Annotated in this window: 12 protein-coding genes; 8 read left to right on the plus strand and 4 right to left on the minus strand. The window is 66.6% G+C overall.

Annotated elements, in window-relative coordinates:
- Positions 1–493: 493 nt before the first annotated feature.
- From AC5O5I_RS11100 to AC5O5I_RS11120, 5 genes are all read left to right on the plus strand, one after another.
- Positions 494–1,477 (plus strand): WD40/YVTN/BNR-like repeat-containing protein, encoded by a 984-nt coding sequence (locus AC5O5I_RS11100; RefSeq protein ID WP_172225226.1) that lies wholly within the window; start codon positions 494–496, stop codon positions 1,475–1,477.
- Entirely contained in the window at positions 1,474–3,864 is a 2,391-nt protein-coding gene (locus AC5O5I_RS11105) for an efflux RND transporter permease subunit (RefSeq protein WP_172225223.1), read from the plus strand. The genes AC5O5I_RS11100 and AC5O5I_RS11105 overlap by 4 nt, the downstream gene beginning before the upstream one ends.
- 165 nt (positions 3,865–4,029) lie before the next feature.
- Positions 4,030–5,265, plus strand: coding sequence for a helix-turn-helix transcriptional regulator (locus AC5O5I_RS11110; RefSeq protein WP_494512581.1), 1,236 nt, complete (start codon positions 4,030–4,032; stop codon positions 5,263–5,265).
- Positions 5,266–5,358: 93 nt separating this feature from the next.
- On the plus strand, positions 5,359–6,126 hold the full coding sequence (locus tag AC5O5I_RS11115) for an SDR family oxidoreductase (protein ID WP_172232048.1): 768 nt from the start codon (positions 5,359–5,361) through the stop codon (positions 6,124–6,126).
- 12 nt (positions 6,127–6,138) lie between these two features.
- Complete coding sequence (locus AC5O5I_RS11120) at positions 6,139–6,972, plus strand: SDR family NAD(P)-dependent oxidoreductase (RefSeq protein ID WP_172232045.1); 834 nt, start codon at positions 6,139–6,141, stop codon at positions 6,970–6,972.
- 173 nt (positions 6,973–7,145) lie between these two features.
- Here the strand turns inward: AC5O5I_RS11120 and dmpG are convergent, their stop codons facing one another.
- The 4 genes from dmpG to AC5O5I_RS11140 all read right to left on the minus strand — a co-directional run bounded on the left by dmpG (position 7,146) and on the right by AC5O5I_RS11140 (position 10,780).
- On the minus strand, positions 7,146–8,168 hold the full coding sequence (gene dmpG / locus AC5O5I_RS11125) for a 4-hydroxy-2-oxovalerate aldolase (RefSeq protein ID WP_172285545.1): 1,023 nt from the start codon (positions 8,166–8,168) through the stop codon (positions 7,146–7,148).
- Positions 8,169–8,178: 10 nt separating this feature from the next.
- Positions 8,179–9,102 (minus strand): acetaldehyde dehydrogenase (acetylating), encoded by a 924-nt coding sequence (locus AC5O5I_RS11130; RefSeq protein WP_172285546.1) that lies wholly within the window; start codon positions 9,100–9,102, stop codon positions 8,179–8,181.
- A gap of 24 nt (positions 9,103–9,126) precedes the next feature.
- A complete protein-coding gene (locus tag AC5O5I_RS11135; RefSeq protein WP_172222763.1) occupies positions 9,127–9,918 on the minus strand; it encodes a fumarylacetoacetate hydrolase family protein in 792 nt (263 codons plus the stop codon).
- An 88-nt stretch (positions 9,919–10,006) separates the two neighbouring features.
- A complete protein-coding gene (locus tag AC5O5I_RS11140; protein WP_172222742.1) occupies positions 10,007–10,780 on the minus strand; it encodes a glucose 1-dehydrogenase in 774 nt (257 codons plus the stop codon).
- Positions 10,781–10,990: 210 nt separating this feature from the next.
- Between AC5O5I_RS11140 and AC5O5I_RS11145 the strand changes: the two genes are divergently transcribed.
- The 3 genes from AC5O5I_RS11145 to AC5O5I_RS11155 are packed head-to-tail and all read left to right on the plus strand — an operon-like array spanning position 10,991 to position 14,825.
- Positions 10,991–12,178: an acyl-CoA dehydrogenase family protein gene (locus tag AC5O5I_RS11145; RefSeq protein WP_172222739.1), complete on the plus strand. Its 1,188-nt coding sequence runs from the start codon at positions 10,991–10,993 to the stop codon at positions 12,176–12,178.
- A complete protein-coding gene (locus tag AC5O5I_RS11150; RefSeq protein ID WP_494512582.1) occupies positions 12,175–13,197 on the plus strand; it encodes a 2Fe-2S iron-sulfur cluster-binding protein in 1,023 nt (340 codons plus the stop codon). The genes AC5O5I_RS11145 and AC5O5I_RS11150 overlap by 4 nt, the downstream gene beginning before the upstream one ends.
- Before the next feature lie 20 nt (positions 13,198–13,217).
- Positions 13,218–14,825, plus strand: a complete 1,608-nt coding sequence (locus AC5O5I_RS11155) for a FadD3 family acyl-CoA ligase (RefSeq protein WP_494512583.1) — start codon at positions 13,218–13,220, stop codon at positions 14,823–14,825.
- The last annotated feature ends 75 nt before the right edge of the window (positions 14,826–14,900 follow it).

A 14,900-nucleotide genomic window follows, 5' to 3' on the forward strand; every position in this document is an offset into this window, starting at 1 on the left:
CTGTGTAAAAGCCTTGATACTCGGCGTTGCTGCATTGAGTGCCTTGAGCTTCATGTAGATCTGACAGCTTGTCACCTGGCAAAAATGTCAGTTGCGAACATACGGGTCTGGGCCTGCGAACTGATGGGCCATGTGCGCGAATTGACCACCCTCGGTCTGATGGATGAGTAGCCGATGATGATCTGGGCTTCGCATTAACTGAGCGCAATGGCCGGCGATGGGCCGCGACGCGGCCCCACGATTTCAAAGTTGGTGCATAAATTGCCAGGGCCGCTTCGCGGCCCATCGCCGGCAAGCGCGGCTCCCACAGGGGGCGCACACGGGTTCACCCGCGCAGAAGGCCTAAAGGTCGATACAGCCAAACCTTAAGCCATTTGGACGATGTTTGCGCCGCGCTCCCGACTGACTATCCCCTCATGCCCCCGCCTGACAAGAACAAGAGGAACGGCTCCATGGCTGCGTTGTATCTGCCCCTCGATCAGGAGCGATGCCCATGCGCTCGGTGATCGGCTATCTGGTCTGCCTGTTCGTGGGGCTGACCATCGTCTTTACCTTCCTGCCCCGCCCCGAAGCCGCGCCCGCCGACGACCCCCTGCGTGCCGACCGGGTGCAGGTCAACGCTTTGCTCGCCCTCGAACCGCGCGTGCTGGCCGTGGGTGAGCGCGGCAGCATCCTGTTCAGCGACAACCAGGGCGCCAGCTGGCAGCCTGCGGTGGTCGAGCCGCAGCGCGAAGTTGCCCTGACTGCCGTGGTGGCCCTCGACCGCCAGCGCCTGCTTGCGGTCGGCCATGACGGCTGGATCCTGCGCTCTGACGATGCCGGCCAGCACTGGCGCGAGGTGCGCCACGACGACCAGCTCGGCGAGCCCCTGCTGGGGGTGTGGGCGGCCAGTGCCGACAGGGTGCTGGCCTATGGCAGCTTCGGCAAGTTCTACCAGTCCGATGACGCCGGGGCGACCTGGCGGCCGTTGGCGCTGGACATCGACAGCGCCCATCTCAACGGCATGGACGGCGGTGAGGACGGCCGGCGCATGCTGGTCGGCGAACAAGGCCTGGTGCTGCGCAGCCGCGACGCCGGTGCGCACTGGCAGGCCTTGCCGGCGTTCTACAACGGCTCGCTGTTCGGCATCGTGCGCCTCAGCGCCAGCGACTGGGTTACCTACGGCATGCGCGGGCATGTGTTTGTCAGCCACGACTTCGGCGAGCACTGGCGCCAGGTCCAGGTGGGCAATGCGCTACCGCTGTACGGCCACGCCCGTTTGCCTGGCGGTGGCCTGGTGATCGTCGGCGCTGGCAGTTCGGTAGTTCGCCTGGATGCCAGGGGCGAGCTGGCAAGCGCCACCCGGATCGCCGGGCACGGCACCCTCACCTCGGCAACCATGGTCGGTTCACGGCTGTTGCTGGGGGGCGAGCAGGGGGTTTTCGTCGAGCCGGCGGGCAACCTGGCCACGCTGGATAAACAAGAGGCGTTCCGATGAGTAAGGCACAGACTGGCGTGGCGCGTTGCGTCGAGGCCACCGCCAACGGCTTGATGAAAGGCCGCAAGGGCTTGCTGCTGTTGTTCGTAGTGCTGACCCTGGGCCTGGGCTACAGCGCCACCCATACCCAGCTTGACCCGGGGTTCAACAAGCAGATCCCGGTACGCCATGCCTACATGGTCAATTTCCTGCGCTTCAGCCAGTATTTCACGGGTGCCAACCGGTTTCTGGTGAGTGTGCGCTGGAAGGGCGAGGGCGACCTGTACAACCCGGAATTTCTCGATACCCTGCGCAACGTCACCGACGATGTGTTTTTCATCTCCGGGGTGAACCGCGCCAGTGTCACCTCGCTGTTCACCGCCAACGTGCGCTACATCGAGATCACCGAGGATGGCTTCTACGGTGACGTGGTGGTGCCGCCGCGTTTCAACGGCAGCGCCGAGGACCTGGCCCAGGTGCGCAGCAATGCCGCTGCGGCCGGGCAGGTCGGCCGGCTGGTGGCCAACGACCTGAAATCGGCGATGGTGCGCGCCGACCTGCAGGACATCGATCCGCAAACCGGCAAGGCGGTCGATTACGCTGCAGTGGCCGAGCACCTCGAGGCGATCCGCCACAAGTACGCCAACGCCGACATCGAGATCAACATCGTCGGTTTTGCCAAACTGGTGGGCGATGTGGTGGAAGGCCTGAACACCGTGGTCGGCTTCTTCGTGATCGCCTTCGCCATCACCGCGCTGTTACTGTGGCTGTATGCCCGGTCGTGGCGCCTGACCCTGGTGGCGCTGCTGGTGGCGCTGCTGCCGGTGGTGTGGTTGCTGGGTTTGCTGCCGCTGCTGGGGCTGGGCATCGATCCGATGTCGATCCTGGTGCCATTCCTGATCTTTTCCATCGGCGTGTCGCATGCCGTGCAGATGACCAACGCCTGGAAACAGGACGTGGTGGCCGGCGCCAGTTCGCTGCAGGCGGCCCACTCGGCATTCTGCAAGATCTTCATCCCAGGTTCGCTGGCGCTGCTGATGAACGCCCTGGGTTTCGGGGTGATCATGCTGATCGATATCCCTATCGTGCATGAACTGGGCGTCACCGCCTGCATTGGCGTGATGCTGATGATCGTCACCAACAAGCTGATGCTGCCGATCATCCTCTCCTGGCTGCACCTCGAGCCCGCCTCGCTGCGCCAGGCCCAGGCCGCCCGGGCCGGCCGTCACCGCCTGTGGTGGCGGCTTTCGGCGCTGGCCGAACCGGGCCCGGCGCTGGTGGTGTTCGGCTTGAGCCTGGCGCTGCTGGTAGCAGGCGCCTGGAAGGCGCGGGACCTGGCCGTGGGCGATATCGGCGCCGGCGCGCCGGAGCTGCGCGCCGACTCGCGCTATAACCAGGACAACGCCCGCATCATCAGCAGCTATTCGATCGGCCTGGATGTGCTGTCGGTGTTTGCCGAGGTCAAAGGCACCGAAGAGGGTTGCCTGTCGCCAGAGGTGATGCGCGCGGTGGAAGCCTTTGATTTTCGCATGCGCGCGGTCAGCGGCGTGCAGTCGGTGCAAAGCGTGGCGGGCATGGGCAAGCGGGTGATCGCCGGTAACAATGAGGGCAACCCGCGCTGGGCAGCCATCCCCGGTTCCGCGCGTGGCCTTAGCCAGGGCGCGCGGGCCTACATGCCCGACGACGGCCTGGTCACCGAGGGCTGCCAGCAGATGCAGATCCTGGTGTTCCTCAGCGACCATGAGGGCGCCACCATCAGCCACGCGATCAATGAAGCACGGCGGATCATCGACGCTGTGCGCACGCCGAAGGTCGACTTCCTGCTGGCCGGGGGCAACGTCGGCGTCATGGCCGCCTCCAACGAAGCGGTCAAGCGTGCCGAGGTCATCATGCTGGGCGCGTTGTTCGGCTCGGTGGCGCTGTTCTGCTGGCTGACCTTCCTGTCGCTGCGGGCTGTGCTGTGCATCCTGGTGCCGCTGGCGATCGTCGCCATCCTCTGCAATGCGCTGATGGCGCTGCTGGGCATTGGCCTGAAGGTCGCCACGCTGCCGGTGATGGCGCTGGGGGTCGGGGTGGGGGTCGATTACGGCATCTACCTGTACGAGCGTATCCAGCACGAGATGCAGGCCGGTGCGGACCTGCGCGAGGCGTTCTATCAGGCCATGTGTCAACGTGGCACGGCGGCGGTGTTCACCGCGCTGACCATGTCCATCGGCGTCTGCACCTGGGCCTTCGCGCCGCTGAAGTTCCAGGCCGACATGGGCGTGCTGCTGTCGTTCATGTTCCTGGTCAACGTGCTGGGGGCAATCTTCCTGTTGCCGGCGCTGGCCGCCTGGTTCAACCGTGGCCGGCCGCTGGTGGCCAGGCAGGCGGCAGCGCGTGCGGTGCTGGCAGGTGTTCAGCGCTGAAGCATCCGGTAACCGAAATAAACCCGGTGCCCCTATTGTCGGCACCGGGCCCTGCCAGCGAGACTTGGCCACGGGCAACTGTTGCAGCAAAGGGCCGCCGGCCCAAGCCGAAATTATAAAAATAACAAGGGAAGGCCCACGCCTTACCCGAGCGAGGAGAAGACTGTGGACACAGCTGTCTTGACCCATGATGCAATGGCCGCCCTCGGCCTCGACCTGGCCGCCTACGACCGCCTGGTCGGCGAGGTTTATGAAGGCGCCCTCGACCCCAAGCTGATGGCCCGGGCCCTGGGCAGCTTCCGTACCCTCTACGAAGCCAACTACGTCACCCTGATCCTGCGTGTGCCCGACCAGCCCGACATGGGCGTGATGATCATTTCCGGCGATATCGAAGGGGCGGGCGATGTCAGCTACATGACCTACCCGCAGACCAATTCGCCGTTCGCCAACCAGCCGCTCGACCATGTGTTCACCGTCGATGACATCATGAGCTCGACCGAGTGGGAGCTCAGCGGTTACTTCAAGATGTTCTGCGGCCCGCAGGACGTCTACCACGTGATGGGGGCAGACATCTCCACCCCGGACGGCGGCAAACTGCGGTTTCGCATCACCCGGCCCAAGCGCTCGGCCAACTTCTCGGCCCATGAACGCGCGCTGTGCGGCATGTTCCTGCCCCACCTGCGCCGGGCCTTGCAGGTGCACAACCTGCTGGACCGCAGCGAATCGCTGAGCGACCTGTATTCCCAGGCCATCAGCCGGCTTTCGGTGGCGACCCTGGTGCTGGACGAAAGCGGCAGCGTGCTGCGGGTCAACCCCGTGGCCCAGGACATCCTTGCCAGTGCCGACGGCCTGAAGCTGGTCGGCGGGCGCCTGGAGGCCACCTACCCGAGCGACAACCGTGAACTGCAGCGCCTGATTCGCGCGGCCTTTTCCCCCGACGCACCGAAGAGCGCCGAGGCGATGTCGGTGACCCGGCCGTCGGGGCTGGTCAACCTGGGGCTGGTGGTGGAGTCGATCCCGTCGCTGGACTGGGCCGAGGAAAAAGGCAAGCCGGCGGCGCTGGTGTATATCCGCGATGCCGCCAGCAAGTCGTTGGCCAGTGAGGTGGTGACCAAGCAGCTGTTCAACCTGACCCGCGCCGAAACCGCGCTGGCCATGGAATTGGCCAATGGCCTGTCCCTGGAAGAGGCCGCCGAGGTGCTGAACATCCGCCGCAACACCGCCCGTGCGCACTTGCGCTCGATCTTTTCCAAGACCGGTGTGCGGCGCCAGACCGAGCTGGTGCGCATCCTGCTCAACAGCGTGGTCGCGTTGGGGAAGCCCAAGGTGGCGCTGAAAACCATAGACCGCCTCAAGGTGCCGCCCCCCCAACTGGCAGTCGCCTTGCCACGCCGGGCCTGAAGCCACCCCATCGCGCCGGATGTAGTCCGCCAGGACGATGCCGGCGCGTGCAGCACCTGCCGATACTGGTCGCACCCATCATGGAGATTCACTATGTCTGTTACAGCTATCAGTGGCAGTGCCTCGGGCATTGGCGCAGCGGTGAGTGCTGCGTTGCGTGCGGCGGGGCATGAGGTAATCGGTATCGACCGCAGCAATGCCGAGGTTATCGCCGACCTGTCCACCGCCCAGGGGCGGCAAGCCGCCATCGACCAGGTGCTGGAACGCAGCGGCGGGGTACTGGACGGCCTGGTGTGTTGTGCCGGGGTTGGCGTTACCGCGCCGTCCTGCGGGCTGGTGCTGGCGGTCAACTACTTTGGTGTCAGCCAGCTGCTCGATGGCCTGCAGGATGCCCTGGCCCGTGGCCAGGCACCGGCGGCGCTGGTGATCGGCTCGGTAGCGTCGACCCAGCCGGGTGCCGAGCAGCAGCCGATGACGGCGGCGATGCTGGAGGGGGACGAGGCCAGCGCAGTGCAGTTGGCCAATACGCTGGGCCAGCCGCATATCGCCTATGCCTGCTCCAAGTATGCTGTGACCCACCAGGCCCGGCGACTGGCGCCGGCCTGGGCCGACCGCGGCATACGCCTGAACGTGGTAGCACCCGGTGCGGTGCAGACGCCGCTGCACCAGGCGTCGCTGGACGATGCCCGGTTTGGCCAGGCGGTGCGTGACTTTGTTGCGCCGCTGGGGCGTGCTGGCACCCCGGATGAAATCGCCGCGCTGGTGGCGTTCCTGCAGTCCGGGCAGGCGGCGTTCATCCATGGCAGCGTGGTGTTCATCGATGGCGGTATGGACGCAATGGTGCGTGCGCCGCGCTTCTGAAAAGGATCTTGCATGAACAAAGTGGCTTTCATTACCGGCGCCAGCCGTGGCATCGGTCGGGCGGCGGCATTGGCCTTCGCCCGCGCCGGCTATGATGTGGCGATCAGCGCACGCACCCTGGAAGAGGGCGAGCAGCACCCGCATGCCCTGCGTGATGCCAGCGGCGCGCCGCTGGCGGGCAGCCTCAACGCGACCGCCGACGCTATCTGCAGCCTGGGTGGCAGGGCGTTGGTGGTGCCGATGGACCTGCTGGACAGCAGCACGGCCGAACAGGCCTGCGCAACGGTACTGGCCGAGTTCGGCCGTATCGATGTGCTGGTGAACAATGCGATCTACCAGGGCAGTGACCTTAACGCGACCTTTCTGGCGCTGCAGCCGGAGACCCTCGAGCGCATGTTCACCGGTTATATCCTCAGCCCGTTCCTGCTGACCCGGGCGGTGGTGCAGCGGATGCTGGGGCAGGGCGGCGGGGTGGTCATCAACGTCACCTCTGGCGCCGGTGAAAGCGACCCGCCGGTGGCGGCGGACAAAGGCGGCTGGGGTTATGCCTACGGTGCCGGCAAGGCAGCGGTGTCGCGGCTTTCCGGCATGCTTTCGGTGGAACTGGGCGAGCGCGGTATCCGTGCCTATACCCTCAACCCCGGCGTGGTCACCACCGAAGCGCTGAAGGCGACCATCGGTGAGCAGGGCGTGATTGCCCTGCGCGCCGGCAGCGCCCCGCCCGAGGTACCGGCGGCGGTGATGCTGTGGCTGGCCGAGGATCAACGCGCGCCGCAGTATCAGCGCCGCACCGTGGCGGCACAGGCGTTGGCGCTGCAATATGGGATTGTGGCTGACTGGCGCTAGGCGACTGCGGTGAATGGCACCGGCTTTGCCGGTGTTCGCGGGTGAACCCGCTCCTACAGGATTGCATCGGGGCTGACAGGTGCTGGCCACAGCATTTTTAGCGCCTGTGAGATCGAGCGCCGCCCGCGCGGCGCTCGATCTCACAGGCGCTAAGAATGCTGTGGCCAGCTCACTCAGCCGCGCTGGCGCGCCAGGGTCATGGCGGTATCCTCGATCATGTCTTCCTGCCCCCCCACCATCCCGCGGCGCCCCATCTCCACCAGAATCTCCCGCGCCGACACGCCGTACTTCTGCTCGGCGCGCTTGGCGAACAGCAGGAACGAGCCGTACACCCCGGCATACCCCATGGTCAGCGCATCGCGGTCGCTGCGAATAGGGAAGTCCATGATCGGCACCACCAGGTCTTCAGCGACATCCTGAATGGCAAATACATCCACCCCGGTCTCGATACCCATGCGCTTGCACACCGCCACCAGCACTTCCATCGGCGTGTTGCCAGCGCCCGCGCCCAGGCCCGCGCAGGCCGCGTCGATCCGGTTGGCACCGGCGGCAATCGCAGCGATCGAGTTGGCCACACCCATCGACAGGTTGTGGTGCCCGTGAAAGCCGATCTCGGTTTCCGGCCGCAGCGCAGCGCGCATCGCCGCCACCCGCTCGCTGACCTGGTGGGGCAACAGGTAGCCGGCGGAATCGGTCAGGTAGATGCAGTTGGCGCCGTAGCTTTCCATCAGCCTGCCTTGGGTCACCAGGCCTTCGGCGCTGTTCATGTGCGCCATCATCAGGAAACCCACGGTGTCCATGCCCAGGTGGCGGGCATGGGCGATATGCTGCTCGCTGACGTCCGCTTCGGTGCAGTGGGTAGCCACGCGCAAGGTACTGACCCCCAGTTCATGGGCCATTTTCAGGTGTTCGACGGTACCGATGCCGGGCAGCAACAGCGCCGACACCTTGGCCTGCTTCATCAGCGGGATCACCGCCGCCAGGTACTGCTCGTCGCTGTGCGCCGGAAAGCCGTAGTTCACCGAGCTGCCGCCCAGGCCATCGCCGTGGGTCACCTCGATCAACGGCACGCCTGCCGCATCCAGGCCACTGGCGATGCGCTGCATCTCATCCAGGCTGATCTGGTGGCGCTTGGGGTGCATGCCGTCGCGCAGGCACATGTCATGTACGGTAATGCGTTTGCCAGAGAGGTCCATGGTCGCTTCCTTAGGCCAGCGCAGTGGGGGCGGGGCGAAGCACCAGCTCGCCCTTGAGGATTTCTTCGGCGTACAGCTCGGCGGTACGCGCGGCGGCCGCAGTCATGATGTCGAGGTTGCCGGCGTAACGCGGCAGGTAGTCGCCCAGGCCTTCGACTTCCATGAAGATCGACACCCGGTTGCCATCGAAGACCGGGCCGTTGACCAGCCGGTAGCCCGGCACATAGCGCTGCACCTGGGCGATCATGGCGTCCAGCGCCGCGCGGATCGCGTTCTGGTCCGGCGTGTCGGCAGTCAGGCAGTGCACGGTGTCGCGCATGATCAGCGGCGGTTCGGCAGGGTTGATGATGATGATCGCCTTGCCGCGCCGGGCGCCGCCCACCTGTTCCACCGCGCTGGCGGTGGTGCGGGTGAACTCGTCGATGTTCTTGCGCGTGCCAGGCCCCACCGATTTCGACGCGGCGGTGGCGATGATCTCGGCATATTCCACCGGCTGCACGCTGGACACGGCGGCCACCAGCGGGATGGTCGCCTGGCCACCGCAGGTGACCATGTTGACGTTCATCGCACCCAGGCCGAGGTTGGCCTTGAGGTTGACCGGCGGCACGCAGAACGGGCCTATGGCTGCGGGTGTCAGGTCGATCATCAGCACGCCGAGGGCGTTGAGCTTTTCCGAGTTCTGCGCGTGGACGTAGGCCGAGGTGGCATCGAAGGCGATCTGGATGCGGTCTTCGAGCACGTGCGGGAGCAGGCCGTCAACGCCGTCAGCGGTAGTCTTCAGGCCCATCTCGCGGGCGCGTGCCAGGCCTTCGGAGCTGGCATCGATGCCTACCATCCAGACCGGCTCCAGCACCTCGCTGCGCTTGAGTTTGTACAACAGGTCGGTGCCGATGTTGCCTGGCCCGATCAGCGCACAGCGGATCTTCTTGTTCATGTTCATGGCTCCAGGGAGAGGGGATCAGGGCACGAAGCGCAGGCTGGAATGGCCCAGCCCGCTCATGCTCAGGCTGATGCGGTCGCCGGCAACCACCGGCACCAGGGGCGCAAGCGCGCCGGAAAGAATGATTTCGCCGCGCCGGAAGGGGATGCCGAGTTCGCCCAGGGTATTGGCCAGCCAGGCCACGGCCGCACAAGGGTGGCCCTGAACGGCGGAACCCAGGCCGCTGCCGGCGGCTTGGCCGTTTTTCAGCAGCTGCATTTCGACCCGGGCCAGGTCCAGGCTGCGCGGGTCGACGCGCTGGGTACCCAGGGCGAACACACCGCACGAGGCGTTGTCGGCCACGGTGTCCTGGATGCGGATCTGCCAGGCATCGATGCGCGAGTCGACGATCTCGAAGCAGGGCATCACCCACTGCGTGGCGGCCAGCACGTCGTCGGCGCTGATGCCGGGGCCGTGCAGGTCTTCAGCCAGCACGAAGGCAATCTCGCCCTCGGCCCGGGGCTGGATCAGCCGGTGCTGGGCCAGGCTCACGGCACTGGCATCCTCGACCTGCATGGCGTTGGTCAGGAAACCGAAGTCCGGCTGGTGGACATCGAGCATTTCCTGCACGGCACGGCTGGTCACGCCGATCTTCTTGCCCACCACCTGCTCACCCAGCGCTTCGCGGCGCTGCAGGAAGGCCAGCGAAATGCGGTAGGCCTGGTCGAGGGTGATGGCCGGGTAGCGGCGGGTCAGCGGCGGCAGGGTCTGGCGGCCACGAAGGGCATTGAACAGCTCGTCACCGAGCGCGGTGATCAGGTGGGCGTCCATGGCGGGGTCTCTGCAGTGGAAAATGAACAGACAGGGAATAAAAAGGGCCGGTTCGAGTGTGCTTAGGCCGGCCTGAGAAAAGCGTTGTTCAGCCCACCCACACGCTGCTGTCGGCGCCACCGTCGACGTCGATGATTTTGCCGCTGACCCAGGCCGATGCGGGGCTGGCCAGGTACAGCGCGGCGGCGGCGATGTCTTCAGGTGTGCCCAGGCATTTGAGCGGGGTGTTGGCTTCCATGCTCTGGCGCATCGCGGCGGGCATCACCCCACTGAGCGCGGCGGTCAGGGTGGGGCCGGGGGCGACCGCGTTGACCCGCACCTGAGGCGCGAAGTCCTGGGCCAGCAGCCGGGTCAGGTGGCTGAGGGCGGCCTTGGCGGTGCCGTAGGCGCTGAAGTGGCGCTGGGCGTAACGCGCCGCCACCGAGCTGATGTTGACGATGTTGCCGCCGCCGGCCTCGCGCATCAGCGGCACGCACAGCTGGCAGAACGCGTAGGCGCTGGACACGTTGAAGCGCAGCACCTCGTCGAACTGCTCGGGGCTGAGGCTCAGTGGGTCGTTGGGGCCGCCGCCGCCGACGTTGTTGACCAGGTGGGTGATGCGCCCCAGATGCTCGTGGCTCTGGCTGACCAGTGCCCGGCGCTGTTCGCTGTCGTTGACATCACAGGCGAAGGCCAGGGCGTTGCGGCCCATGGCGCGGATTTCCTCGGCCACCCCTTGCACATCGTCCAGTGAGCGGGCGGCGCAGACCACATCGGCGCCGGCCTCGGCATAGGCCAGGGCAATGGCGCGGCCGATGCCACGGCCACTACCGGTGACGATGGCGACGCTGCCGTCGATTCGAAATCGCTGCAGGATACTCATGGCGGTGCTTCCTCAGGGCTGTGGATGGCGACGACTATCGCCTCGCCAACACCCGCCGGCATCGTCTTAACGGACTAGCGCGGCAGGCCCTGCACGCCCCGCAGCGTGGCGGCAAACCCTAGTCCGCATTGACGATGAAGCCTGTCGCGTACCGCCCGATCATCGGCTTCAACTCGCGCAGTGGCGCAGCGAGATCGGGAGAAACCAGTGATGCACAGCTTGCGAGAAAAAACCCAGGAAGAACTCGAACTGATCGAACGTGCGCGGCGCCTGGTGCCGCTGCTCAAGGAGCGTACCGCGCAGGCCGACCGCGACTTGCGCATCCCCGACCAGACCATCGCCGAGCTGCAGTCGGCCGGCCTGCTGCGCGCCCTGCAGCCACGCGCCTTCGGTGGCTATGAAGTCGACCCGCGCACCTTCTTCGAAATCCAGATGATCCTCGCCGAAGGCTGCATGTCGACCGCCTGGGTGTACGGCGTGATGGGCGTGCACCCGTGGCAGGTGGCACGCTACCCGGTGGAGGCACAGCGCGAGGTGTGGGAACACGACCACAACGCGTTGATCTCCTCGACCTACATGCCCTCGGCCAAGGTCACGGTGGTGCCGGGTGGTTACCGCATCAGCGGGCGCTGGGGGTTTTCCAGTGGCAGCGAGCACTGCCAGTGGGTGCTGCTGGGCGGCATACTGCCCGCCGACGGCGACTTTGCCAGCGAGCACGGCACTTTCTTGCTGCCGCGCGCCGACTACGGCATCGAGCCAAACTGGGACGTGCTCGGCCTGCGCGGCACCGGCAGCCACGACATCGTGGTCGAGGACGCGTTCGTGCCGGCACACCGCGTACAGCGCACCAACAACTGGCAGATCGAGGCCACGCCGGGGCGGCTGGTGAACACCAATCCGATCTACGCCATCCCCTTTGCCCAGGTGTTCTCCCGGGCGGTATCGACCTCGGCTATCGGGGCCTTGCAGGGCGCGATCAACACCTTCCGCGACAACGCCGCGCAGCACATCGGCAAGCACGGTGCGCGCACCGCCGACGACCCAGTGGCGCAGACCGCCGTGGCCGAGGCGGTGATCACTGTCGACTGCCTGAAGCTGGTGCTCGAACGCAACTACGAACACCTGATGCGCCTGGCCCGCGCCGGCGAGTATCCAGACACCGAGACGCGCCTGCTGTACCGCTACCAGTCCTCCTACGTCACCAACATCTGTGCCGAGCGCGTCAGCGACCTGCTGCGCAGCATGGCTGCGTCCGGCCTGTACAACAGCAACCCGGTGGCGCGCCTGTTCCGCGACCTGCACCAGGCCCGCGGGCACATCGCCAACAATTTCATGGCCTACGGCCGCAGCTTCGGCGCGGTACAGCTGGGCCTGCCCAACCCGGACCCGTTCGTATGAGTGACTACCTGGCCTTGCGCGTGGCGCGGGTGGTCGAGGAAAGCGCCGACGCCCGCTCCCTGGTGTTCGAGGTGCCGGAGGCCCTCAGTGAGCGCTTTCGCTACCAGCCAGGGCAGTTCCTGACCCTGCGCGTGCCGTTTGAAGGCGGCTGGCTGCCACGCTGCTATTCGTTGTCCAGCACGCCGCTGCTGGACGAACCGCTGCGGGTGACCGTAAAGCGGGTGCGCGACGGGCGTGCCTCCAACTGGCTGTGCGATGCCCTGCAAGAAGGCCAGACCCTGCAAGTGCTGCCCCCGGCCGGGGTGTTCGTGCCGCGTGACCTGTCGGCAGACCTGCTGCTGTTTGGCGGCGGCAGCGGGATCACCCCGGTGATGTCGATCTTGCGCTCGGCGCTGCTGGCCGGGCAGGGGCGCATCCTGCTGGTGTACGCCAACCGCGACCAGCAGTCGGTGATTTTCCGCGACGAGCTGCGCCTGCTGGCGGCCGTGCACCCGCAGCGCCTGCAGGTGGTGCACTGGCTTGATGCATTGCAGGGCATTCCGCTGGCGGGGCAGCTGGCGGAGCTGGCGCGGCCGTTCATCGATGCCCAGGCGTTCATCTGCGGGCCAGGCCCGTTCATGGACACCGCCGTCGAAGCCCTGAAGCAGCTAGGCATGCCGCCGGCAAGGGTGCATGTGGAGCGCTTCGTCTCGCTGCCTGGCGAAGGCGACGCGCCCACCCAGGTCGCAAGTGACGCGGCCGTGGCCGCGCAGCTGGCGGTGCGCCTGGATGGCCAGGAACACCAGCTGGCCTGCGACAGCGGCGAAACCTTGCTGGACGCCATGCACCGCGCCGGCCTCAACCCGCCCAGTGCCTGCCGGGTAGGGGGCTGTGCCTCGTGCATGTGCACCCTCGAAAGCGGCGATGTCGAACTGCTGCACAACGATGCCCTGGATGCCGGCGAGCTGGCCGAAGGCTGGATCCTGGCCTGCCAGGCCGTGCCCACCAGCGCGCAGCTGCGTATCCGTTTCCCCGAGTGACGCCGATGAGCGAGCCCCGCATGAATCCAAGTCTCAATCCCACCCCTTCCCGGCAGCCAGCACCTGCCACCATCGCCCGGTTGCTGTTCGACAGCGCCCAACGCTTTGCCGGCCATGCCGCCATCGAGGAAAACGGCATGCGCCTGGACTACGCCGATTTGCCGGACCAGGCGCTGCAGGTGACCCGTGGCCTGATGGCGCTGGGCATACAGGCCGGTGATCGGGTGGGCCTGTGGGCGCCCAACAGCCGCGAGTGGATCCTGGCGGCGTTGGGCATACACTGCGCCGGCGCAGTGCTGGTACCCGTCAATACCCGCATGAAAGGGGTTGAAGCTGCGGACGTGCTGGCGCGCAGTGGCTGCCGCGTGCTGTTCGTGCAGCAGCGTTTTCTGGAAGTCGATTACCCGGCGCTGCTCGCTCCCCACCGGCCAGCGACCTTGGAGCACCTGGTGGTGTTCGACGGCGCCGGGGCATTGCCCGCGCACGATATGAGCTACAGCCAGTTCCTGCGTGGCGCCGCCACCATCGAGAAACTCACCGCCGAGCGGCGCGCCCTGTGCATCGGGCCCGAAGCGGTCTGCGACCTGCTGTTCACCTCGGGCACCACCGGCAAGCCCAAGGGCGTGATGAGTGCCCATGGGCAGAACCTGCGTGCCTTTGGCGAGTATGTGCGGGTGCTGGGCCTGGGGCCGGGCGACCGTTACCTGATCGTCAATCCGTTCTTCCACGCCTTCGGCTACAAGGCAGGCTGGCTGACCTGCCTGATTGCCGGGGCGACCATCCTGCCGCATGCGGTGTTCGACGCCGAAGCGGTGTTCGAACGCATCGCCCGCGAGCGGGTCACGGTGCTGCCGGGCGCCCCCACCTTGTACCTGTCGTTGCTGGCCCACCCACGGCTGGCCAGCACCGACCTGTCGAGCCTGCGGGTTGCCGTGACCGGCTCGGCGAGCATCCCGCCCAGCCTGATCGAGCGCATGCGCAACCAGCTGGGCTTCAGCGTGGTGACCACGGCCTACGGCCTGACCGAGTGCGGCGGCCTGGCCACCTTGTGCGACCCGCGGGACGCTGCCGAGGTTATCGCCGGTACCAGCGGGCGGCCGCTGCCCGGCACCGAGGTCAGTATCCGCGATCCCGAAAACCGCACCCTGGCGCAGGGCGAGACCGGGGAAATCTGCCTGCGCGGCTTTCACATCATGCAGGGCTACTTCCAGGACCCGGCCGCCACTGCCGAAGCCATCGATGCTGACGGCTGGCTGCACACCGGCGATGTCGGCCGGCTGGACCCGGCCGGCAACCTGGTCATCACCGACCGCCTCAAGGACATGTACATCGTCGGTGGTTTCAATTGCTACCCGGCGGAGATCGAGGCGGCCTTGCTGGGCCACCCGGCCATCGCCCAGGTGGCAGTGATCGGCGTGGCCGATGCGCGCATGGGCGAGGTGGGGTGCGCCTGCGTGGTGCTGCGCCAGGGGCAGCAACTGGACGAGCAGGCGTTGATCGGCTGGAGCCGCGAACGCATGGCCAACTACAAGGTGCCGCGCCAGGTGCGCTTTTTCAGTGCGTTGCCGCTGAACCCTTCGAACAAGGTGGCCAAGAACGACCTGCGTGGGGTGGTTGCCGGGGCCTGAACGCGGTGCTGGCGGTTTCACCAAATGGACGATGTGCGCCCGCGTGCGCTGTTCCAGGCTGCGTCGGCATACCGC

Source organism: Pseudomonas sp. 9_2_1 (assembly GCF_059295275.1).